General features: G+C 73.3%; 21 protein-coding genes. 14 read left to right on the top strand and 7 right to left on the bottom strand.

Annotated features, from left to right (window positions below; all coding sequences use genetic code 11):
• The 5 genes from ACZ42A_RS10115 (at position 1) to ACZ42A_RS10095 (ending at position 3,725) form a co-directional block, all read left to right on the top strand.
• Positions 1–657 (top strand): UdgX family uracil-DNA binding protein, encoded by a 657-nt coding sequence (locus ACZ42A_RS10115; RefSeq protein ID WP_468526679.1) that lies wholly within the window; start codon positions 1–3, stop codon positions 655–657.
• A gap of 31 nt (positions 658–688) precedes the next feature.
• On the top strand, positions 689–1,213 hold the full coding sequence (locus ACZ42A_RS10110) for a GNAT family N-acetyltransferase (RefSeq protein ID WP_468526678.1): 525 nt from the start codon (positions 689–691) through the stop codon (positions 1,211–1,213).
• A 77-nt stretch (positions 1,214–1,290) separates the two neighbouring features.
• Positions 1,291–1,590: a DUF4229 domain-containing protein gene (locus ACZ42A_RS10105; protein ID WP_468526677.1), complete on the top strand. Its 300-nt coding sequence runs from the start codon at positions 1,291–1,293 to the stop codon at positions 1,588–1,590.
• 150 nt (positions 1,591–1,740) lie between these two features.
• A complete protein-coding gene (locus tag ACZ42A_RS10100; protein WP_468526676.1) occupies positions 1,741–3,048 on the top strand; it encodes a dicarboxylate/amino acid:cation symporter in 1,308 nt (435 codons plus the stop codon).
• A 44-nt stretch (positions 3,049–3,092) separates the two neighbouring features.
• On the top strand, positions 3,093–3,725 hold the full coding sequence (locus ACZ42A_RS10095) for a TetR/AcrR family transcriptional regulator (RefSeq protein ID WP_468526675.1): 633 nt from the start codon (positions 3,093–3,095) through the stop codon (positions 3,723–3,725).
• Here ACZ42A_RS10095 and ACZ42A_RS10090 read toward each other — a convergent pair.
• A complete protein-coding gene (locus tag ACZ42A_RS10090; protein ID WP_468526674.1) occupies positions 3,705–4,538 on the bottom strand; it encodes a MaoC family dehydratase in 834 nt (277 codons plus the stop codon). The genes ACZ42A_RS10095 and ACZ42A_RS10090 overlap by 21 nt on opposite strands.
• A gap of 186 nt (positions 4,539–4,724) precedes the next feature.
• On the opposite strand from ACZ42A_RS10090, the gene ACZ42A_RS10085 reads away from it, so the two are divergent.
• Entirely contained in the window at positions 4,725–6,674 is a 1,950-nt protein-coding gene (locus tag ACZ42A_RS10085) for an AMP-dependent synthetase/ligase (RefSeq protein WP_468526673.1), read from the top strand.
• 33 nt (positions 6,675–6,707) lie between these two features.
• On the opposite strand, the gene ACZ42A_RS10080 is transcribed toward ACZ42A_RS10085, so the two are convergent.
• Positions 6,708–7,616: a LysR family transcriptional regulator gene (locus ACZ42A_RS10080; protein ID WP_468526672.1), complete on the bottom strand. Its 909-nt coding sequence runs from the start codon at positions 7,614–7,616 to the stop codon at positions 6,708–6,710.
• A 184-nt stretch (positions 7,617–7,800) separates the two neighbouring features.
• On the opposite strand from ACZ42A_RS10080, the gene ACZ42A_RS10075 reads away from it, so the two are divergent.
• Positions 7,801–8,346: a DUF6817 domain-containing protein gene (locus ACZ42A_RS10075; protein WP_468526671.1), complete on the top strand. Its 546-nt coding sequence runs from the start codon at positions 7,801–7,803 to the stop codon at positions 8,344–8,346.
• A gap of 29 nt (positions 8,347–8,375) precedes the next feature.
• On the opposite strand, the gene ACZ42A_RS10070 is transcribed toward ACZ42A_RS10075, so the two are convergent.
• The 3 genes from ACZ42A_RS10070 to ACZ42A_RS10060 are packed head-to-tail and all read right to left on the bottom strand — an operon-like array spanning position 8,376 to position 10,125.
• Positions 8,376–9,035 (bottom strand): class I SAM-dependent DNA methyltransferase, encoded by a 660-nt coding sequence (locus ACZ42A_RS10070; protein WP_468526670.1) that lies wholly within the window; start codon positions 9,033–9,035, stop codon positions 8,376–8,378.
• Positions 9,036–9,076: 41 nt separating this feature from the next.
• A complete protein-coding gene (locus ACZ42A_RS10065; protein ID WP_468526669.1) occupies positions 9,077–9,391 on the bottom strand; it encodes an AzlD domain-containing protein in 315 nt (104 codons plus the stop codon).
• Complete coding sequence (locus ACZ42A_RS10060) at positions 9,388–10,125, bottom strand: AzlC family ABC transporter permease (protein WP_468526668.1); 738 nt, start codon at positions 10,123–10,125, stop codon at positions 9,388–9,390. Before ACZ42A_RS10060 ends, ACZ42A_RS10065 begins: the two co-directional genes overlap by 4 nt.
• Before the next feature lie 68 nt (positions 10,126–10,193).
• On the opposite strand from ACZ42A_RS10060, the gene ACZ42A_RS10055 reads away from it, so the two are divergent.
• Positions 10,194–10,760, top strand: a complete 567-nt coding sequence (locus tag ACZ42A_RS10055; protein ID WP_468526667.1) for a helix-turn-helix domain-containing protein — start codon at positions 10,194–10,196, stop codon at positions 10,758–10,760.
• Between the two features lie 111 nt (positions 10,761–10,871).
• Here the strand turns inward: ACZ42A_RS10055 and ACZ42A_RS10050 are convergent, their stop codons facing one another.
• Positions 10,872–11,075, bottom strand: coding sequence for a cold-shock protein (locus tag ACZ42A_RS10050; protein WP_004984723.1), 204 nt, complete (start codon positions 11,073–11,075; stop codon positions 10,872–10,874).
• Positions 11,076–11,363: 288 nt separating this feature from the next.
• On the opposite strand from ACZ42A_RS10050, the gene ACZ42A_RS10045 reads away from it, so the two are divergent.
• Together ACZ42A_RS10045 and ACZ42A_RS10040 are read left to right on the top strand one after the other, a co-directional pair.
• Positions 11,364–12,212: a menaquinone biosynthetic enzyme MqnA/MqnD family protein gene (locus tag ACZ42A_RS10045; RefSeq protein ID WP_468526666.1), complete on the top strand. Its 849-nt coding sequence runs from the start codon at positions 11,364–11,366 to the stop codon at positions 12,210–12,212.
• Positions 12,213–12,304: 92 nt separating this feature from the next.
• Complete coding sequence (locus tag ACZ42A_RS10040; RefSeq protein ID WP_468526665.1) at positions 12,305–14,113, top strand: serine/threonine-protein kinase; 1,809 nt, start codon at positions 12,305–12,307, stop codon at positions 14,111–14,113.
• 40 nt (positions 14,114–14,153) lie between these two features.
• Here ACZ42A_RS10040 and ACZ42A_RS10035 read toward each other — a convergent pair whose 3' ends face one another.
• Positions 14,154–16,163 (bottom strand): hypothetical protein, encoded by a 2,010-nt coding sequence (locus ACZ42A_RS10035; protein WP_468526664.1) that lies wholly within the window; start codon positions 16,161–16,163, stop codon positions 14,154–14,156.
• A gap of 158 nt (positions 16,164–16,321) precedes the next feature.
• Between ACZ42A_RS10035 and ACZ42A_RS10030 the strand changes: the two genes are divergently transcribed.
• From ACZ42A_RS10030 to ACZ42A_RS10015, 4 genes are all read left to right on the top strand, one after another.
• Positions 16,322–16,942, top strand: coding sequence for a DinB family protein (locus ACZ42A_RS10030; protein ID WP_468526663.1), 621 nt, complete (start codon positions 16,322–16,324; stop codon positions 16,940–16,942).
• A gap of 2 nt (positions 16,943–16,944) precedes the next feature.
• On the top strand, positions 16,945–17,742 hold the full coding sequence (locus ACZ42A_RS10025) for a prepilin peptidase (RefSeq protein WP_468526662.1): 798 nt from the start codon (positions 16,945–16,947) through the stop codon (positions 17,740–17,742).
• Positions 17,743–17,814: 72 nt separating this feature from the next.
• Positions 17,815–19,011 (top strand): cyclic dehypoxanthinyl futalosine synthase, encoded by a 1,197-nt coding sequence (gene mqnC, locus ACZ42A_RS10020; protein ID WP_468526661.1) that lies wholly within the window; start codon positions 17,815–17,817, stop codon positions 19,009–19,011.
• A 7-nt stretch (positions 19,012–19,018) separates the two neighbouring features.
• Positions 19,019–19,618: an imidazolonepropionase-like domain-containing protein gene (locus ACZ42A_RS10015; RefSeq protein ID WP_468526660.1), complete on the top strand. Its 600-nt coding sequence runs from the start codon at positions 19,019–19,021 to the stop codon at positions 19,616–19,618.
• Positions 19,619–19,696 lie beyond the last annotated feature (78 nt).

Here is a 19,696-nt window from a genome sequence, read left to right as displayed (position 1 = left end):
GTGAGTCCCCGCACCGCCTCCCCCGAAGACCAGTACACCGCCGAACCCTTCGTCCCCGGCGGCGCCCGGAGCCTCGACGCCCTGCGTCGTGCCGCCGCCGGGTGTCAGGGCTGCCCGCTGCATCGCAACGCCACGCAGACCGTCTTCGGGGCGGGCAACGAGCACGCCCGGGTGATGCTCGTCGGGGAGCAGCCGGGGGACCAGGAGGACCGGAAGGGGCGGCCCTTCGTCGGGCCGGCCGGGAGGCTGCTGGACCGGGCGCTCGCCGAGGCCGGGATCGATCCCGGTGACGCCTATGTCACCAATGCGGTGAAGCACTTCAAGTTCACCCAGGCCGAGCCGCGCAAGCGGCGGATCCACAAGGCGCCGAGCCTGCGGGAGATGACCGCCTGCGGGCCGTGGCTCGCCGCCGAGCTGGCACTGGTGGAGCCCGAGCTGATCGTCGTCCTCGGCGCCACCGCGGGCAAGGCGCTGCTGGGGTCCTCGTTCCGGGTCGGCGAGGTGCGCGGGACGGTGCTGGAGCGGGAGATCCACGGGCACGCGGAGCGGCTGGTGCCGACCGTGCATCCGTCGTCGGTGCTGCGCGCGGACGACCGGGAGGGCGCGTACGCGGGGCTGGTGGCGGATCTCAAGGTGGCGGCGCGGGTGCTGGCGTAGAGTCCATATGGGTAACAGCTAATATTGCCGAATGCCCCTTACCTTTACGCTCGATCCCGCCGTCACCCCGGACCTGCGTGACGGCATCCTCGATCTGTGGACCGATGTCTCCAACGCGGGCGGAGCCGTCGGCTTCGTGCCGCCGGTGGAGCGGGAGACGGTCCGGCCCGAGCTGGTCAGGCATCTGGTGGCGATGGCGGAGGGACGGGCCCGGCTGCTCGTCGGGCACGACGAGGACGGGCGGGTCGCCGCCACCGCCTTCTTCCACTTCAACACCCACCGGCTGATGACCCACTGGGTGTGGCTGTACACGGTGATGCTCCATCCCCGGCATCAGGGGAAGGGGTACGGCCGTGACCTGCTCGGCGCCGCCGAGGAGGCCGCGCGGGCCTTCGACGGGATCGAGGCGATACGGCTGACCTGCCGGGGCGGGCTCGGCCTGGAGCGCTTCTACGGCTCCTGCGGCTACAAGGAGGTCGGCCGGGTCCCCGCCGGCATCCGGGTGGCCCCGGGCGACGACCGGGACGACGTCATCATGCTGCTGCCGCTCGGCTGAGCCCCGCCTGCAAGATCGGGGCGGCGTCGTGCTTCACTGGACGGTGGCCCTGTTCGTAGTCGAAAGAGTGGATTGAGATGCTCCGATACACGCTGATGCGCCTCGGCATCTTCGCGGGCTGCCTGGTGGTCGTCTGGGGCCTCGTCTACTCGGGCATCGCCCCCCGCGGTCTCGGTGACTCCAACGGCCTGTGGATCGTCCTCCTCGCCCTGGTGATCTCCGCGCCGATCAGTTTCGTGGTGCTGCGCGGCGAGCGGGACCGGGCGTCCGAGCGGATCGTGCGCAAGGTCGACGAGGTGAAGGCCAACCTGGAGGCCAACCGCAGCCAGGAGGACCGCGCCGACGACGCGGCCCGCGCGCAGGGTCAGACCTCCTGACAGGAGTAAGACGCGTCACACAGCTGTCGCGCCCCGGTGTCCGAATCCCCTGGACACCGGGGCACTTTGCGTTTCGTGGGTCATTTCGCCTCCCCGCCTCTCAAAGGCAGGCTTTGAGGTTCCCAAAGTTTAAGTGTTAACGTCGCAGGCATGTCCCCGTCCGTGTCCCCCAAGTCCTTCAAGGTGCCCTTCTGGGCCCAGATACTCGCCGGCCTCGCCCTGGGCGTCGCGCTCGGCTGGATAGCCCGCAGCCAGGACGTGTCCTGGCTGGTCACCACCCTGGAGAAGGTCGGTGACATCTTCATCGGGCTGCTGAAGCTCGCTGTCGCCCCGCTCGTCTTCTTCGCGATCCTCGTCTCGATCACCAACCTGCGGAAGGTCAACAACGCGGCCCGCCTGGCCGGCCGCACCCTCCTCTGGTTCATGATCACCTCGCTGATCGCGGTGGCCATCGGTCTCGCCATCGGCCTGGTCACCAACCCCGGCGCCGGCACCGGCCTCACCCCGAAGGACGGTGAGCTGCCCGAGAAGACCGGCTCCTGGATCGACTTCCTCACCGGCATCGTCCCGACCGACGTGATCACGCCGTTCACCGAGCTGAACGTGCTCCAGATCGTCTTCATGGCCGCCGTCGCCGGTGTCGCCGCCCTCCAGCTCGGCGACCGGGCCCAGCCGATCCTGGCCCTGAGCGAGTCCGTCCTGGAGCTGCTGCAGAAGGCCCTGTGGTGGGTCATCCGGCTCGCCCCGCTCGGCACCGTCGGCCTCATCGGCCACGCCATCGCCACCTACGGCTGGGACCTGATCGGCAAGTACGCCACCTTCACCGCCGACATCTACATCGGCTGCGCGATCGTCCTCTTCGGCGTCTACCCGGCGCTCCTCGCGACCGCCGCCAAGGCCAACCCGGTCCAGTTCTTCAAGGGCGCCTGGCCCGCCATCCAGCTGGCCTTCGTCTCCCGCTCCTCCGTCGGCACCATGCCGCTGACGCAGAAGGTCACCGAGCGGCTGGGCGTGCCGAAGGAGTACGCCTCCTTCGCGGTGCCGTTCGGCGCCACCACGAAGATGGACGGCTGCGCCGCCATCTACCCGGCGATCGCCGCGATCTTCGTCGCGCAGATCTTCGACATCCAGCTGGGCGTCGGCGACTACCTGCTGATCGCGTTCGTCTCCGTGGTCGGATCCGCCGCCACCGCCGGCCTCACCGGCGCCACGGTCATGCTGACCCTCACCCTCTCGACGCTGGGCCTGCCCATGGAGGGCGTGGGTCTGCTGCTCGCCATCGACCCGATCCTCGACATGATGCGCACCGCCACCAACGTGGCCGGCCAGGCGCTCGTCCCGGTCGTCGTCTCCGCCCGGGAGGGCCTGCTCGACCGCGCGGCGTACGACTCGGTGGGCGGCGGCTCTCCGGTCGACGAGCCGGCCGACGCGTCGCAGGCCGTCAAGGCCGCGGCCTGAACGAAGGGTCAGTAACGCGGCGGCACGGACCGTACGCTGTCCGCATGGGTTCCGTGAAGACCAGGCGGATGCCGCGTGCGGTCCGTGAGCGGCAGATGCTGGACGCCGCCGTACAGATCTTCGGCCGACGCGGGTACATGGCGGCCTCCATGGACGACATCGCGGAACTCGCGGGCGTGTCCAAGCCGTTGGTGTATCTGTATCTGAACTCCAAGGACGAGCTGTTCAGCGCCTGTGTCCGCCGTGAGGCCCGGGCGCTGATCGCGGCCGTCCGGGCCGGCATCGACCCGGCGCTGCCGCCCGACCGCCAACTGTGGGACGGGCTGCTGGCGTTCTTCACGCACACCGCGGACCACCCCGACGGCTGGTCCGTGCTGCATGTCCAGGCCCGCACCCACGGGGACGCGTTCGCCGCCGAGGTCACCGCGATGCGTGCGGAGGCGGTGGCGTTCGTGACCCGGCTGATCGCCGAGGCTGCCCCCGAGGCGCATCCCGAGCGGGAGATCACCGGGCTCGCCGAGTCCCTGGTGGGCGCCGCCGAGTCGCTCGCCGCCTGGGCCAACGCCACCCCCGGCGTCACCGCCCGGCAGGCGGCGGCGACGCTGATGAACTTCGCGTGGGCGGGGTTGGGCGGGCTGCTGGAGGGGCGGGTGTGGTCACCGCCGCGGTCCGCTTGAGGCGAGGCGGTCCACTGCCCCGGTGAGGTGGACCCGGCCGCCGCCGCGCAGCTCGAACCGCCCGCCGCGCGCCGCGTATTCCACCGTGCCCGGCAGTGGTACGGGCGCCAGGAACCGTGCCCGCACCAGCACCGCCTCCGGTGTGCCGTGCGCGGCGAGGCAGCGGGCCACGCTCCACATGCCGTGCGCGATCGGCCGGGGAAAGCCGAAGAGGCGGGCGGTGAGCGGGTGGAGGTGGATGGGGTTGCGGTCGCCGGAGACGGCGGCGTACCGGCGGCCGAGGTCGGCGCCGAGACGCCACTCGGCGAGCGCGGGCGGCGGGGCGTCGTCCGGAGCGGTCGCCTTGCCGGCAGGGTGGTCGGTGCGGTGCCGGGCGAGATAGGTGCTGCGTGACTCCCACACGACGTCCTCGCCCGCCCGGAGGACGGTGAGCACGGTCGCTTCCGTGCCCCGCCGGTGGGGCGCCAATCCCTCGACGTGGACGGTGAGTCCGTACTCGCCAGTGGCCGGGAGGGCGGCGTACCGGGTGAGGTCGAGGGACGTGTGGACGAGGCCGAGCAGCGGGAGCGGGAAGTCCCGGCGGCTCATCAGCCGCAGGGCGAGCGGGAAGCCCAGGACGTGCGGATACGTCGGCGGCAGGGCGTCGTCGCCGGTCGGGAAGCCGCAGATCCGCTCGTAGGCCGCGAGCCTGGCCAGGTCGATGCGGATCCGGGGGAGGGCGAGCGGGGTGCGGGGGAAGTCGGCGTCGGGGCGGGGGCGTTTGAAGGGGGACAGCAGGGCGCCGCGGGCGAGGGAACCGGCGAGTGTGGGCATGGGCGGGGCTCCCTGAGGCGGGTGCGCAGTGCTTACTTTCGAGTAAGGTTACCGCAGGTAAGGCGTTACACGCCCGGCCCGGGATCGTCGCCGAACCACCCGACAACCCGCACAGGCCCCTCACGCGGGCGCCGTAGGATCCCCGTCCTACCGGCGGTAACGCCACGAGCCGCCCGGAGGAGCCGCATGCCCATCTCGTACTCGTCCCAGCCGCTGCCGCCCGCCTCGAACGCGTCGGCCCTCGACTACGACCCGGACGGCGGCCCCGTCCTCGTCGAACCCGAGCTACGGCGGCTGGACGGCGAGGTGCGCGAGGTGGCCGTACCGCCGCTGGTGCCGCCCGTGACGCACGGCTCGCTCGCCGACCTGCCGTTCGAGAACGCGGCGGCGGTGCCCGCGCAGGCGGTGCTCAGCCGACGTACCGCGGACGGCGGTTGGGCGGATGTGACGGCGGCCGGATTCGCCGCCGAGGTGCTCGCCGTGGCGAAGGGGCTCATCGCCGAGGGGCTCGCGCCGGGCGACCGGATCGCCGTCATGGCGCGGACGACCTACGAGTGGACTCTGCTCGACTTCGCCGCCTGGGCCGCCGGGCTGGTCACCGTGCCGGTGTACCCGACCTCCTCCGTCTTCCAGACCCACTGGATCCTCCAGGACTCCGGTGCCGTCGCCCTCGTCACCGAGACGGCCGCGCAGGCCGCCGCGCTCGGGCCCGAACGGGAGCGGCTGCCCGGTCTGCGGCACCTGTGGGTCATGGAGCAGGGGCATGTGGCGGGTCTGGCCGAGCGGGGCGCGGCCGTCCCGGACCAGGAAGTCGACGTACGACGGGGCGTGTTGAGCCCCGACACCCTCGCCACCCTCGTCTACACCTCCGGCACCACCGGCCGCCCCAAGGGCTGCGCGCTCACCCACGGCAACTTCCTCGCCGAGGTCGACAACGCGATCGAACTCCTCTACCCCGTCTTCAAGGCGCGCACCGACGAGGAGCCCGCCACTCTGCTGTTCCTGCCGCTGTCGCACGTCTTCGGCCGGATGGTCGCGGTGGCCTGCGTGCGTGCCCGGGTACGGCTCGGGCACGCGCCCAGCCTCAAGGCCGAGGACCTGCTGGCGGACCTCGCCGCGTTCCGGCCGACCTTCCTGCTGGCCATCCCGTACATGCTGGAGAAGGTCTTCAACAGCGCGCGCGCCACCGCCGAACGGGGCGGCAAGGTGGGCGCGTTCGACCGTGCGGTGAACGTGGCCCGCCGGTACGGGGAAGCCGTCGAGGCCCGCCGGCACGGCACCGGTCCGGGACCCGGCGCCTCCCTGAAGGCGGCCCGCGCGCTCAACGACCCGCTGCTCTACCGCCGTATCCGCAACGCGCTCGGCGGCCGGCTCCGCTACCTGATCTGCGGCGGCTCACCGCTGGGCCGGGACCTCGCCGCGTTCTTCCTGGGCGCGGGCATCGAGGTCTACGAGGGCTACGGCCTGACGGAGACGACCGGCGCCGCGACTGTCACCCCGCCGCTCAAGCCCCGCCTCGGCACCGTCGGCTGGCCGCTGCCCGGCACCCGGGTGCGGATCGCCGCCGACGGCGAGGTGCTGCTCTCCGGCGGGCAGGTGTTCCGCGGCTACTGGGACCCGCACGCGGGCGGGGTCGTCCCGGCGACGCCGGACGGCTGGTTCCCGACCGGCGACCTCGGCCGCCTCGACGACGAGGGCTATCTGACCATCACCGGCCGCAAGAAGGAGATCCTGATCACCGCCGGCGGCAAGCAGGTGGCCCCGGCGCCGCTGGAGAACTGGCTCCGGCGGCACCCCCTGATCTCCCACTGCGTCGTGGTCGGCGACCGCCGCCCCTACGTCACCGCGCTGATCACCCTCGACATGGACGGCGTCACGCACTGGCGCCGGATGAACGGCAGGCACCCGGTGCCGGCCGAACTCCTCACCCGTGACGAGGAGTTGCGGGCGGTCCTGCAACGGGCGGTCGACGAGGCCAACAAGCTGGTCTCCCGCCCGGAGTCCATCCGCCGGTTCGCGATCCTCCCCGTCGACTTCTCGGAGGAGGCCGGCCATGTGACCCCCTCGATGAAGCTGCGGCGGGCGGTGATCCTGCGCGACTTCGCGGGTGAGGTGGAGGCGCTGTACGGCTCCTGACCGAGGGGCCCCGGGCTCCGCGCGGGCCGGGGCTCAGGCGCCCGGTGGCATGGTTGCCCGGCACCGCGCGGCGACCGTGTCGGCGAAGGCTCTGGCCTGGGGGGTGAGCGCGTCCCACTGGCGCACTGCCCAGCCCACGGTCAGCGGGCGCAGGGCGGGGACGGGGACCAGGCGCAGGCCCGTGCCGCCGGTGGTGCCCCGGGGCCCCGGCAGGGCGGGGACCAGCGCGCGGCCCAGGCCCAGTTCCGCCAGGAGCAGGGCCGTGTCCCAGTCGGCGACGCTGGTGTCGTAGCCGCAGCGGACGCCCAGGTCGGCGCAGGCGGCGTCCAGGTGGGCCGCCGAGGTGGAGTTCGGGGGGAGGCGGATCAGGCGGAGGTCCGTCAGGTCCTCCGGGGGGAGGGCGGGTCGGTCGGCGAGGGGATCGTCGGCGTTCACCGCCAGCACCCAGGGCAGGTCGGCCACCGGGCGCTGTTCGATGCCGCGCACCGGCGGGCCGAGGGTGATCCAGGCGAGGTCGAGGTCGCTGTCGGTGAGCGCGTCGAAGCAGGCGCGGCTGGAGCTCTCGGTGCGGAACTCCAGGCTGACGCCGGCGTGCCGGCGCCGGAAGTCGACGATGGCGTCCGCCATGAAGTGCCGTACGGTCGTCGCCCCGGTCGCCACCCGCACGGAGCCGGTCTCCCCGTCGGCCAGGTCCCGCAGCCGCCGCAGCGCCAGGTCGAGCCCGGCGATGCCCTCCGTCGCGGCGGCCTCCAGCACCCGGCCCGCCGCCGTCGGCACCACCCCGCGCGGGCGCCGCTCCAGCAGGCTCACTCCCGTCTCCCGCTCCAGCCGTCTGACGTGCTGGCTCACCGCCGACTGCGTACACCCCAGATCGCGGGCCACGGCACTGAGGTTCCCGGCGCGGCACACGGCCACGAACACACGGAGGTCGTCGAGCGTCATGACACCCAAGGTATCGCTTGGATATGGGCAGTATTCCTTAGGATTGACTAGGCGTCAGGGGGTGTACGACGATCTCCGCAGGGCCCGGGCGGCAACCCGCTCCAGGCCCCGCCGGGGTCCGGACCGAAGGCGGGGCGGGGGCGGGTGCCGACCCACACCACCTGCCGACAAGGGGACTTGGCTCGTGTCGCACGCCGTCCAGGACGCTCGTGAACTGCTGCGCCGCTCCGGCGCCGACGCCGTCGGCCACCCCGGCGGCGGCACCCTCCTCGCCCACCTCGACCGCGTCCGCGACCGGCTCGCCGGCTGGGGCGCCCGCCCCGCCCTCCAGCTCGCCGGCCTCTGCCACGCCTGCTACGGCACCGACGGCTACGCCGTGGCGCTGCTGCCGCTGGACCGGCGTACCGAACTCGCCGAGGTGATCGGCGTGGAGGCGGAAGCGATCGTGTACGGATACGCGAGCCTCGACCGGAGCGCCAGTTATCCGCGCTTCGCCGAGCCCGGCGCCCCCGTGCGCGACCGCTTCACCGGCACCGCGCATCCCCCGGACGCCCGGCTGCGCCGGGACATCGCCGAACTCACCGCCGCCAACGAACTCGACCTCGCCGCCCTCGGCCCCGCCTTCCGCGCCCGGTGGGGCGCTGAGCTGCTGGAGCTGTTCACCCGGCTGCGTCCGCTGCTCAGCGAGGCGGCCTGGAAGGACTGCTGGGCCGTGCTGGGCGACGCGTGATCACGGGTCACTTTTCGCGTGATCACGGGTCACTTTCTTACGGCCGTCAGGAACGCCTGCGGCGTCGACTCGCCCGACTCCTCGTCCGCCTCCCGCACGGTCCGCGACCGCACGGCGAACCCGGCCCCCTCCAGCAGCTCGGCCATCCGCTCGGGCCGCCGCCGCTCGAAGTCCAGGGTGACCGGGTGGCCGAAGGGCCGGTCGAGGCGGCGGGGTTCGTCACCGGCCTGGAAGGCGAGGAGAAGGTGCCCGCCGGGCGCCAGGACGCGGGCGAACTCGGCGAAGAGGGCGGGGAGCCGGTCCGCCGGCGTGTGGATGGAGGAGTACCAGGAGACGATCCCGGCCAGCTGCCCGTCGGCGAGGTCCAGCTCCAGCATGGAGCCCTGCTCGAACCGCAGCCCCGGGTTCTCCCGCCGGGCGACGGCCAGCATCGACGCCGACAGGTCCAGGCCGAACACCGGCAGCCCGAGCGAGGCGAGATACGCCGTGACCCGCCCCGGCCCGCAGCCCAGGTCCGCCACTTCCCCGGCACCGCCCACGAGTTCGGCGAACGCGGCCAGCACCGCGCGGTCCAGCGGATCGTTGGCGATCACACCGGCGAAGTGGGCGGCGTAGTCCTCGGCGATGGCGTCGTAGAAGGTGCGGGTGGTGGCGAGGAAGTCCGTGTCGGTCGTGTCGGTGTCCGTCATGGGACGGACCTTAGGCGCCGGCACTGACATCACCGCCCGGTTCACGCCACGCCCAGCGCTCGCAACACCGCCGTCACACCGGCCGCTCCCAGCACCATCACCACGAACGGCGCACGCCTCCACGCCAGGACCACGGCCACCAGCACTCCCGCGGGCCGCGCCCACCCGGCGAACCCGTCGCCCTCGGTGAGCGCACCGGTGGCCAGCAGGGCGACGAGCAGCACCACCGCGCCCGCCGACAGCAGCTCCTGCACCCGCACGGGCACCTCGACCCGCCCGTGCAGCACCGGACCGACCAGCCGGAGGGCGTACGTCCCGACGGCGAGCGCCAGGATCATCGCGACCGTCGCGCTCATGCCGCCACCGCCTCCCTGCGGGCGCCGCCGTACAGTGCCAGCCCGGTGAGGGCCAGCAGGACCGGCACCCCCGCCGGGACGGCCGGCGTCACCGCGAGCGCCACACAGGCGCCGAGCAGCGCGCAGCGGCGGATCCGGGCGTCGTCGCGCAGAGCGGGCAGCACCAGGGCGGCGAGGACGGCGGGGAAGGCCGCGTCCAGCCCGTAGGCGGCGGTGTCGCCGAGCGCGCTGCCGGCGAGCGCCCCGGCCAGGACGGAGACGTTCCACACGGCGAACAGGCCGAGCCCCGAGACCCAGAACGCGGTGCGCCGCCGCTCCGGGTCGGTCTGGGCGAGCGCGAACGCCACGGTCTCGTCGGTGACCAGATGCGCGCCGAGGAGGCGGGCGGTGCGGCCCCGGCCGACGACGTCGGCGACGGCCAGGCCGTAGGCCGCCAGCCGGGTGTTGAGCAGCAGGCCGGTGGCCGCCGCGGCGAACGGCGCGCTCCCGGCGAGCAGCAGCCCGACCGCGCTGAACTGGGCGGAGCCCGCGTACACCACCAGCGACATCACCACCGGGGCCCACACGGGCAGTCCGCCGGCGACGGAGACCGCGCCGAAGGAGATCCCGACGATGCCGCTGGCCACCCAGACGAGGGACGCGTCGCGGACCAGGGAGCGGACCGTGGGGGTTCGGTCTGTTCGGCCTGTTCGGTCTACTCGGCCTGTCCGGCCTGTTCGGAGAAACGAACGCATGTTTTCTACAATGAACAGACAGCCCAGCGTTCGTCAAGCCGAACGATCGTACTTCTGGAGCGAACGACATGACCGACGGCACCCCGCCCCGCCTCCCCCTCGACTGGATCGCCGCCTCCCTGCGCCGCGAACGCACCCGCGCCGGGCTGTCCCTGTCCGAGCTGGCCAAACGGGCGGGGATCGCCAAGTCGACGCTGTCCCAGCTGGAGGCGGCGAGCGGGAATCCGAGTGTGGAGACGCTCTGGGCGCTCGGCGTGGCGCTGGGTGTGCCGTTCAGCGCACTCGTCGAGCCGCCGGTGCCGGCCGTGCAGGTGATCCGCGCGGGGCAGGGGCCGGCGGTCGCCTCCGAACAGGCGAACTACGTGGCGGCCCTGCTGTCGGCGTGTCCGCCCGGCGCCCGCCGGGACATCTACCACCTGCGGGCCGAACCGGGCGCGGCGCGGGAATCCGAGCCGCATATTCCGGGCACGGTCGAGCACCTGATCGTGAGCACCGGACGGGTGAAGGCGGGGCCGCGAGGGGAGGGCGTGGAACTGGGGCCGGGCGACTACATGACGTATCGCGGGGACGTGCCGCACGCGTACGAGGCGCTGGTGCCGGGCACCACCTTCGTGCTGATCATGCAGCACATCTGAGAATTCGCGCGGCGTTCACCGAATGGACGCCGAAGAAAAGGGCAGGAGCCCCGTCGCCGAAAGGCGCGGGGCTCCTTGGGTACTGCACTCGATCCGGATCGGAGGATCAGATCAGACCGGGGTGACGTTCTCAGCCTGCGGGCCCTTCGGACCCTGCGTGACGTCGAAGGACACCTGCTGGTTCTCCTCAAGGGACCGGAAACCGGTCGCGTTGATCGCGGAGTAGTGGACGAAGACGTCGGGGCCGCCGCCTTCCTGGGCGATGAAGCCAAAGCCCTTTTCGGCGTTGAACCACTTAACGGTTCCGGTAGCCATAAGCCCTCCTTGGGCTCAAAGGGTTGCCCTGCTCCAGAACCAGCAAGTGTGAAGACGAGTTCTGCACAACTGCATCCGCCTGAAAACGACGAGAGCCCGCGGTCACATGCTCCGCAGGCTCTGTACTGCAAGGGAAACCAAACTGCAACTTGCGGCGAGCCTAGCACGCGGGCACCCGAAAGCAATAGAGGTCAAGATCACGTCACCCGGACGTTTGAAGATCGCGACGCCTGCCTGACGCCGGGGGTCGAGGGCTGAAGCCTACTCCCCAGGGTCTAGCCTCGCGATGTGGACATTTCTCGCACCCGGCCGCGCGTCGGCCACATCCAGTTCCTGAACTGCCTGCCCCTGTACTGGGGGCTCGCGAGAACGGGCACGCTCCTCGACTTCGAGCTGACGAAGGACACCCCGGAGAAGCTCAGCGAGAAGCTGGTGCAGGGAGACCTCGACATCGGACCGGTCACCCTGGTCGAGTTCCTCAAGCACGCGGACGACCTCGTCGCCTTCCCCGACATCGCGGTCGGCTGCGACGGACCGGTCATGTCCTGCGTGATCGTCTCGCAGGTCCCGCTGGACCGGCTCGACGGCGCCCGGGTCGCCCTCGGCTCGACCTCGCGCACCTCCGTCCGGCTGGCCCAGCTGCTGCTGGCGGAACGCTTCGGCGTCCGGCCCGACTACTACAGCTGCCCGCCCGACCTCAGCCTGATGATGCAGGAGGCCGAGGCGGCGGTGCTGATCGGGGACGCCGCCCTGCGGGCCAACCTGCTCGACGGGCCCCGCTTCGGCCTCGCCGTGCATGACCTGGGTGCGCTGTGGAAGGAGTGGACGGGCCTGCCGTTCGTCTTCGCGGTCTGGGCGGCGCGCCGGGACTACCTGGAGCGCGAACCGCTGATCACCCGCCAGGTCCACGAGGCGTTCCTCGCCTCCCGCAACCTCTCCCTGGAGGAGGTCGGCAAGGTCGCCGAGCAGGCGGCCCGCTGGGAGGCCTTCGACGAGGCGGTCCTGGAGCGCTACTTCACCACCCTGGACTTCCGCTTCGGCGAGCCGCAGCTCGCGGCCGTCGCCGAGTTCGCCCGGCGGGTCGGCCCGACGACGGGCTTCCCGGCGGATGTGAAGGTGGATCTGCTCCAGCCGTAGCACGGGTCGGCGCACCGCGCCCGAACCTGCGTAATCTGCTGGGAGATTGACAGGTCCACGGGGGAACAGGTCCACGGGGGAAGGGGCGCGCCATGCAGCCGCTCGGAGTCGACGAACCCACCAGTGTGGGGCCGTACCGGCTGCTCGGCCGGCTCGGCTCCGGCGGCATGGGGCGGGTGTACCTCGGCCGCAGCGCCGGCGGGCGCACGGTCGCCGTGAAGATCGTGCACCCGCACTTCGCGCTCGACGAGGAGTTCCGGGCCCGCTTCCGCCGCGAGGTCGCCGCCGCCCGGCGGGTCGGCGGCGCCTGGACCGCGCCGGTCCTGGACGCGGACCCGGAGGCCCCGGTGCCCTGGGTCGCCACGGCCTACGCCGCCGGGCCGTCCCTGGCCGCGGCGGTCGCGGACAACGGCCCGCTGCCGGACCACACCGTACGGGTGCTGGGGGCCGGGCTCGGCGAGGCGCTGGCCGCGGTGCACGAGCTGGGCCTGGTGCACCGGGACGTGAAACCGTCCAACGTCCTGCTCACCCTGGACGGCCCGCTGCTGATCGACTTCGGCATCGCCCGGGCCACGGACGGCACGGCCTCCCTCACCTCCACCGGCGTCTCGGTCGGCTCGCCCGGCTACATGTCCCCGGAACAGATTCTCGGCAAGGGCGTCACGGGCGCGGCGGACGTCTTCTCGCTGGGCTCGGTCCTCGCCTACGCGGCGACCGGCGAGCCCCCGTTCCCCGGCGACTCCTCCGCCGCGCTGCTCTACAAGGTCGTCCACGAGGAACCCCGGCTCACCGGCCTCGACGGCGAGCTGCGGGACCTGGTCGCCGCCTGCCTGGCGAAGGAGCCGGGCGCGCGTCCGGCCCCCGCCGAGGTGGCCGCCCGGCTGGCTCCCGACGGCGCGGCCCGGCTGGTCGCGGGCGGCTGGCTGCCGGGGCCGGTCGTGGAGGGCGTGAGCCGGAGCGCCGTCCAGCTCCTGAACCTGGAGCCCGCCGCCCCGGCACCGGAGACACCGTCCGGGCCGGTCGGCTTCAGCACCCCCGCGCTGAGCGTCCCCCCGACGTCCGGCTCCTTCGGCCCCCCACCGACCATGCCACCGGCCACCGCGAAGCCCGCACAGGCGGCGCCGTACGAGGCGTCGGGGCCGCTTGGCGCCGCCGCCGGACCGCAGGACACGGGTGGGCCGGGCACCGCCGGGCCCTACGCCCCCGTCCGGCCGCCGCACGACACCCCCGCTCCCCACGACGCCGTCACCGCCTCCGGAGGGCGGCCCGGCAAGGTCTCCGTCACCGTCGCGGCGTCGGCGGTGCCGGGGGAGGGCGGGCGGGGGCGGCGGTTGAGCTGTTCGGTGGCGCTCGCGGTCGCGGGGGCGCTGGCCGCGGTGACCGTGGGGTCCGTCTTCCTGTTCGATCTGCTGCCCGGGAGCCGCCGGGACACCGCGGACGGCGGTGCCGGGGCCTACTCCCCGGCGCCCACCGAGGTGGAGCCCGCCAACCCCGCCAACCCCGGGGACGCCGCGGACCCCGGGGACGGAACCGCGCCCGAGCCCGTGCCCGGGGTGCCCGAGCGCTACCTCGGCACCTGGGAGGGCCAGGGCACCGCCCTCGACGGCAAGCTGCCCGTCGGCACCTTCCGGGTCACCGTCCGGCAGGCGCGGGTCGGCGAGGAGCTGGGCCGGGTGCGCCAGACGGACGCGCTGGGCGGCGTCTGCACGGACATCCTCACCCTGAAGCAGGTGACCGAGAAGCGGCTCGTCGCCACGTCCGTGGGTGCCGAGTCCAACCACGGCGGGTGCAGCCAGGCGAAGACGACCGTGCGGCTCGTCCCGGTGGGGGACGACCTGACGTACGAGTCGGACAGCGAGGAGTCGGGCAGGCCGAAGGCCCGCCTCTCCAAGGTCGAGTGAGCCGCCCCTCCAGGGTCGAGAGGGTCGAGAGGTCGAGTGATCAGACTGGCTGCCGCACCCGGCCGATCAGTTGTCGAATCCCCTCCCGTACGGCCGGCAGCGGGCCCTCCGACTCGTCGTAGGGGATCCGGCCGCCGCTGCCGTCCGGCAGGGTCAGGCGCATTCCGGGCAGCGCGCCCGGCTCGGCCGTCGCCGTGTCCAGGCAGAGCGGGCACACCGGCGTCCAGCGTCTGCGGTTCGGCTCGGTCGCCGAGACACGGACGTCACGGCGGTTGCGGGCGGGGCCGTGCAGCGGGTTCACGCCGCACACCCGGTCCTCGGGCTCTCCGTCGCCGGACAGCGCCGCCCGGCCCGCGCGGGCGAGCACGATCAGCGCGACGAGGGTCGCCGGGTCGTCGCCCCGAGCGGCCAGCGCGCGGGTCGCCTCCCGGCAGTCCCGGGCGCGGGAGCCGCCACCGCCCGCCTCCCCGGAAAGGCGGGTGAAGGCGCGGAGTTCGGCACGCGCCGTGCGCCGCAGAAACGCCTCCGACGGCTCGGTCGGCTGGGTGTACGGCAGGGTCTCCGCCGGTTGCGGACCGCGCCGCCGCAGCAGCCTCCCGACCACTGCCAGCACCGCCGCCACCAGCGTGAACAGCAGCCCTGCCAGCACGGCGCCGCTGGCCAGTCCGGGCCAAAACTCCCCGGAGAACAGCGGCTGGAGGGTGTCCTCCTCGCGTGGGTTCGGCGCCCGGGCGGGGTCGGTGAGGGACTCCGGTTCCTCGGTGCGCGGGACCTCGTCCAGGTAGGTCATCAGCCGGTCGAGGCGTTCCGCCATGAGGTGGTCGCCGGCCTGGGCCGCCGCGTCGTCGCCGTACGCGACGGCCTCCGGCAGGTCGAACGTGAGGCTCAGGCTGTCCAGGCGCAGGCCGTGGTTGTAGGCGCCGATCGTGCCGTCGGCCGGGTCGGCGACGACGTACACGCCGTCCTTGCCCACCCGGTGGTGGACGGCGGCGGCGAACAGCTCGTCGTCGCCCGCCGACTCGTCCTCGGGCAGCTGCGGGACCAGCGCGATGTACACCGGCCCGCCGCCCTCCGAGCGGGCGAAGGCGCGGATCCGCTCGTGCAGCCGGGCCCGCTGCCGGGCGGTCAGCAGCTGCGGACTCTCCGGGTCCGCGTACACCGGGTCCTGTGCCAGCCCCGCGGCGACGCGTTCGACGCGCGCCGACATGTCGGCCGGGGTGGGCGGGGGAGCGGCGCCGGTGCGAGTCTGGTCGAAGCGGGCGTGCGCGGCGGCGGCGATCGCGACGGCCGTGGCGACGGCGATCGCCGGAAGCATCCAGCGCCGTGCCCGCACAGGCCGCTCGGCGCGCCGCGCGCCCGGCAGCCGCCGCCACCAGCGTCGTGCGTACGGCACCAGGAACAGCAGCGACAGCGGTACGCCGGACAGCGCGGCCCCGGTCTTGAGCGACTGGTCGTCGCGGTCGGAGGGGCCTATGTAGAGCGGCTCCGGTTCGTCGCCGGCCTCGTACCTCTCGCGCGCGGCCTCCGCCCGCGCCGCGGCCCGCTCGGCGCCCTGCGCGACGGTGTCCGCGAAGCGCCGGAGGCTGAGCAGCGGTCCGGCGTCGTAGGGGAGTTCGTAGAGGGACACGGTCGCGGCGTCGTCGGCGGGAGCGGTCACGCCGAACGCGGCGGCGTCCGTGACGCCCGACTCGTCGAGCAGCACGTACAGCCCGTCCCGCCCCAGCCGGTCGTGGACCGAGTCCAGCAGCGCCTCGCCGTGGGCGCTCGCCGCGGGCAGCACCAGGACGTAGGTGGGGACACCGGTCCGCTGGGCGGCCCGCGCGAAGTCGGGGGCCGTGGACCTGGGTATCTCGCGCGGGAGTTGGTCGGAGACGTACACCGGGTCCTCGCGCAGCCGCTCGGCGAGGTACGCGGCCTGCGCGGCCGGGGTCCTCTCGGCGGCGTGGACCGGCGGGGCGGCGAGGGTGAGCAGGGCGAGCAGGGCGAACAGCGCGTACAGGGCGATCGGCGCCTGGAACGCCCGTGCCGTACGCGGGGCGGTTCGCTTCATGGGTGATCCTTCGGGTGTCGCGCACACGGCAAGACACCGATCATGGCATGCCCCCTGAGAGCGACCGGTTCCGCAAAGGGGGCGCCAAGGACGAGGGGACGCTGACACACTGACGGGTCGACAGATCCGCCCGTCCGCCCCGCTTACAGGAGCGTTCTATGCCGTCGCCCCGCCTGAGTCCGTTGCTGGAGCAGTTCGACTTCGCGTGCGGGCGGCTGGTCGGGCGGCTGGCCGGACCCGTCATGGACAGCGGGGACGGATCGCGGACCGAGGTCGGTCCGATGACCGACGAGGAGTACTTCTGGGAGCCGGTGCCGGACTGCTGGTCGGTGCGGCGGCGGGCGGACGGGCCCGGCGCGCGGGCGACGTCGCTGAGCGGATCCGGGGAGTGGGGGCGCGACGCGGCGCCGTATCCGCATTCCGCGCCGCCGCCGTTCACGACGATCGCCTGGCGGCTGAGCCACCTCAGCGAGATGCTGGCCCTCCGCGCCGACCACACCCCGGCCGGCAGCCGCACCCTCACCCGGGACGGCCACCCGGTCGCCGGGGACACCGCCGCGGCGGTCGCCGCCTTCGAACAGGGCGCGGCGGCCTGGCGGAAGGCGCTGCTGAGCGCGGACGACACCGCGCTCGACACCGTCGGGTACTGCACCTATCCGCACGGCAGCGACCCCGAGAGGCCGTTCGTCGGAGTCGTGTGGTGGGTCAACCAGGAGGTGCTGCACCACGGCGCCGAGATCGCCCTGCTCCGCGATCTGTTCCGCGCGCGACGGGGCTGACCGTGGCCGGTGCCTGGCTGATCGCCGCCGCGGTGGTGTGGGGAGTGGCGGCCGGGTCGGCGCTGCCGAGGGCCGCGTACCGGCTGTCGGTGCCGCACGGAGACGCGGGGGCCGTGCGCTCCGGGGGCGTCGAGGCGCAGCGGGCACGGGAGTTCGGCTGGCGGGTGGCGTGTCCCGGCGGGCATCCGATCACGGGTCCGCTCCGGGGCTGGCTCGGCCCGGCCCGGTGCGGCACGTGCACCGGGCCGTCCTCCTCCTACGGCCCCTCCGCCCGCTCGCTCGCCACCGTCACCGCCCTCCTCTGCGCGGCCCTCGCCGCCGCCACCGGACCCCGCCCCGAGCTGGCCGTCTGGCTGCTGCTCGGGCCGGCCGGCGTGCTGCTGGCGGTGGTCGACCTGCGGGTGCACCGGCTGCCGGACGTGCTCACCCTGCCGCTGGCGGGGGCCGCGCCCGTGCTGCTCGGGCTCGCCGCACTGGCGCCCGGTCACGCCGGCCGCTGGACCGGCGCCCTGCTCGGCACACTCGCACTCGGCGGCGGCTACTACGTGCTGTGCCGGATCAACCCCGGGGGCATGGGCTTCGGCGATGTGAAACTGGCGCTGAGCATGGGCGCCGCGCTGGGCTGGTACGGCTGGTCCGCGGTGTTGCTGGGCACCTTCGCCGCGTTCCTCCTGGGGGCGCTGTACGCCGGTGTCCTGGTCGCCCTGGGGCGGGCCGGGCGCAGGACGGCGATCGCGTTCGGCCCGTTCCTGCTCGCGGGGGCCTTCCTCGGGGTGCTGTCCGGCGCGTACGCGGCCTGACGTCGGCGTGTCCAAATGGCTGGCGTACGCTGGATCGGTCCGTCCACAACCCTTGACGAAAGGGACGCCCCGGTGACCGAGAAGGCCGACCTCCAGTCTGTGCTCGACCGTGCCGCGGAGGGTGGGCGGATCACCCCCGAGGAGGCGCTGGACCTCTACCGCGACGCGCCGCTGCACGCGCTCGGCGCCGCCGCCGACGCCGTACGCCGCCGCCGGTACGCGGGCGTCGAGCACATCGCGACGTACATCATCGAGCGCAACATCAACTACACGAACGTGTGTGTCACGGCGTGCAAGTTCTGCGCCTTCTACGCCCCGCCGAAGAGCGACAAGGGCTGGACCCGCGACCTCGACGACATCCTGCGCCGGTGCGCGGAGACCGTCGAGCTGGGCGGCACGCAGATCATGTTCCAGGGCGGCCACCACCCGGACTACGGCGTGGAGTACTACGAGAAGCACTTCTCGGCCATCAAGAAGGAGTTCCCGCAGCTCGTCATCCACAGCCTGGGGGCGAGCGAGGTCGAGCACATGGCCCGGATCTCCAAGGTGTCGGTGGAGGAGGCCATCCAGCGCATCCACGCCGCCGGCCTCGACTCCTTCGCCGGCGCGGGCGCCGAACTGCTGCCGGAGCGGCCGCGCAAGGCGATCGCCCCGCTGAAGGAGAGCGGCGAGCGCTGGCTGGAGATCATGGAGACGGCGCACAACCTGGGCGTGGAGTCCACCTCCACGATGCTCATGGGCACCGGCGAGACCAACGCCGAGCGGATCGAGCACCTGCGGATGATCCGTGACGTACAGGACCGGACGGGCGGTTTCCGCGCCTTCATCCCGTACCTGTACCAGCCGCAGAACAACCACCTGAAGGGCCGCACCCAGGCCACCATCTTCGAGTACCTGCGGATGATCGCCGTCGCCCGGCTCTTCTTCGACAACATCGCCCACATCCAGGGCTCCTGGCTCACCACCGGCAAGGACGCGGGCCAGCTGACCCTGCACTACGGCGCCGACGACCTCGGTTCGATCATGCTGGAGGAGAACGTCGTCTCGGCGGCCGGTGCCAAGCACCGCTCCAACCTCATGGAGATGATCGAGATGATCCGGGGCGCGGACCGGGTGCCCGCCCAGCGCTCCACGACGTACGAGCACCTGCTCGTCCACGACGACCCGGCGAACGACCCCGTCGACGAGCGGGTCGTCTCCCACATCTCGTCGACCGCGATCGAGGGCGGCACGGCTCACCCCGAGCTGAAGATCCTCGCGTCCAACTGACCCCGCCTTGCTGACCCTTCACGTCGCCGAGGCCTCGCCCGAGGCCGCCGTCCTGGTCGACGGCGCGTACATCGCCGCCGTCGGCCCGTACGAGGAACTGGCCGCCGCCCACCCGGGGGCGCGGGTGCGGCGCTGGCCCGGCATCCTCACCCCCGGACTGCTCAACCCGTACGGCCCGGAGCTGCTGGAGCGGACGTACCACCCGGACCCGCGCGAGGCCGACACGCTGGGCACGGAGCCCATCGGCGGGCAGCGCGCGCTGGCCCTGTTCCGCGCGGACCCCGCCCGCCGCGGTGCCAGCGCCCGGCGGGGTGTGCAGCGCCTCCTCGCTCACGGCACCGTCGCCATCGCGGGCGAATTGCGCGAACGGTCCGCGCTGGACGCGGTGCGGCGCGCCGGGCTCGCCGTCGGGCAGCGACCGCCGTCGCTGCCGGGCCCGCCGTCCCTCTCCCCGGTCCCGCTGATCCTCCTGCCTCCGCTGACGCCGGGCGGGCCCGCCCGCTTCGCCGTCTTCGACGTGCCCGACCGGGCGGCGCTGGTCCGCCAGGGCGCCGCCACGTGCGTGGCGACCGTGCTGGGCGGGCGGCTGGTGCACCGGCGCCGGTGACCGTCTGCGGGGCGGGCCGTTTCCGGGATCGTTCCGGGGCCGCTTCCGGGCCGGCGTACCCCTTGCTGCCACAATGAA

It is taken from the genome of Streptomyces sp. NPDC030838, assembly GCF_055572035.1.
This window is presented reverse-complemented; position numbering and strand designations above follow the sequence as displayed.

Coding starts and splice junctions, on each gene's coding strand:
- ACZ42A_RS10110 (WP_468526678.1), top strand. CDS start 689: ATGCCCCTTACCTTTACGCTCGATCCCGCCGTCACCCCGGACCTGCGT.
- ACZ42A_RS10105 (WP_468526677.1), top strand. CDS start 1,291: ATGCTCCGATACACGCTGATGCGCCTCGGCATCTTCGCGGGCTGCCTG.
- ACZ42A_RS10100 (WP_468526676.1), top strand. CDS start 1,741: ATGTCCCCGTCCGTGTCCCCCAAGTCCTTCAAGGTGCCCTTCTGGGCC.
- ACZ42A_RS10095 (WP_468526675.1), top strand. CDS start 3,093: ATGGGTTCCGTGAAGACCAGGCGGATGCCGCGTGCGGTCCGTGAGCGG.
- ACZ42A_RS10090 (WP_468526674.1), bottom strand. CDS start 4,538: ATGCCCACACTCGCCGGTTCCCTCGCCCGCGGCGCCCTGCTGTCCCCC.
- ACZ42A_RS10085 (WP_468526673.1), top strand. CDS start 4,725: ATGCCCATCTCGTACTCGTCCCAGCCGCTGCCGCCCGCCTCGAACGCG.
- ACZ42A_RS10080 (WP_468526672.1), bottom strand. CDS start 7,616: ATGACGCTCGACGACCTCCGTGTGTTCGTGGCCGTGTGCCGCGCCGGG.
- ACZ42A_RS10070 (WP_468526670.1), bottom strand. CDS start 9,035: ATGACGGACACCGACACGACCGACACGGACTTCCTCGCCACCACCCGC.
- ACZ42A_RS10065 (WP_468526669.1), bottom strand. CDS start 9,391: ATGAGCGCGACGGTCGCGATGATCCTGGCGCTCGCCGTCGGGACGTAC.
- ACZ42A_RS10060 (WP_468526668.1), bottom strand. CDS start 10,125: ATGCGTTCGTTTCTCCGAACAGGCCGGACAGGCCGAGTAGACCGAACA.
- ACZ42A_RS10055 (WP_468526667.1), top strand. CDS start 10,194: ATGACCGACGGCACCCCGCCCCGCCTCCCCCTCGACTGGATCGCCGCC.
- ACZ42A_RS10050 (WP_004984723.1), bottom strand. CDS start 11,075: ATGGCTACCGGAACCGTTAAGTGGTTCAACGCCGAAAAGGGCTTTGGC.
- ACZ42A_RS10040 (WP_468526665.1), top strand. CDS start 12,305: ATGCAGCCGCTCGGAGTCGACGAACCCACCAGTGTGGGGCCGTACCGG.
- ACZ42A_RS10035 (WP_468526664.1), bottom strand. CDS start 16,163: ATGAAGCGAACCGCCCCGCGTACGGCACGGGCGTTCCAGGCGCCGATC.
- ACZ42A_RS10030 (WP_468526663.1), top strand. CDS start 16,322: ATGCCGTCGCCCCGCCTGAGTCCGTTGCTGGAGCAGTTCGACTTCGCG.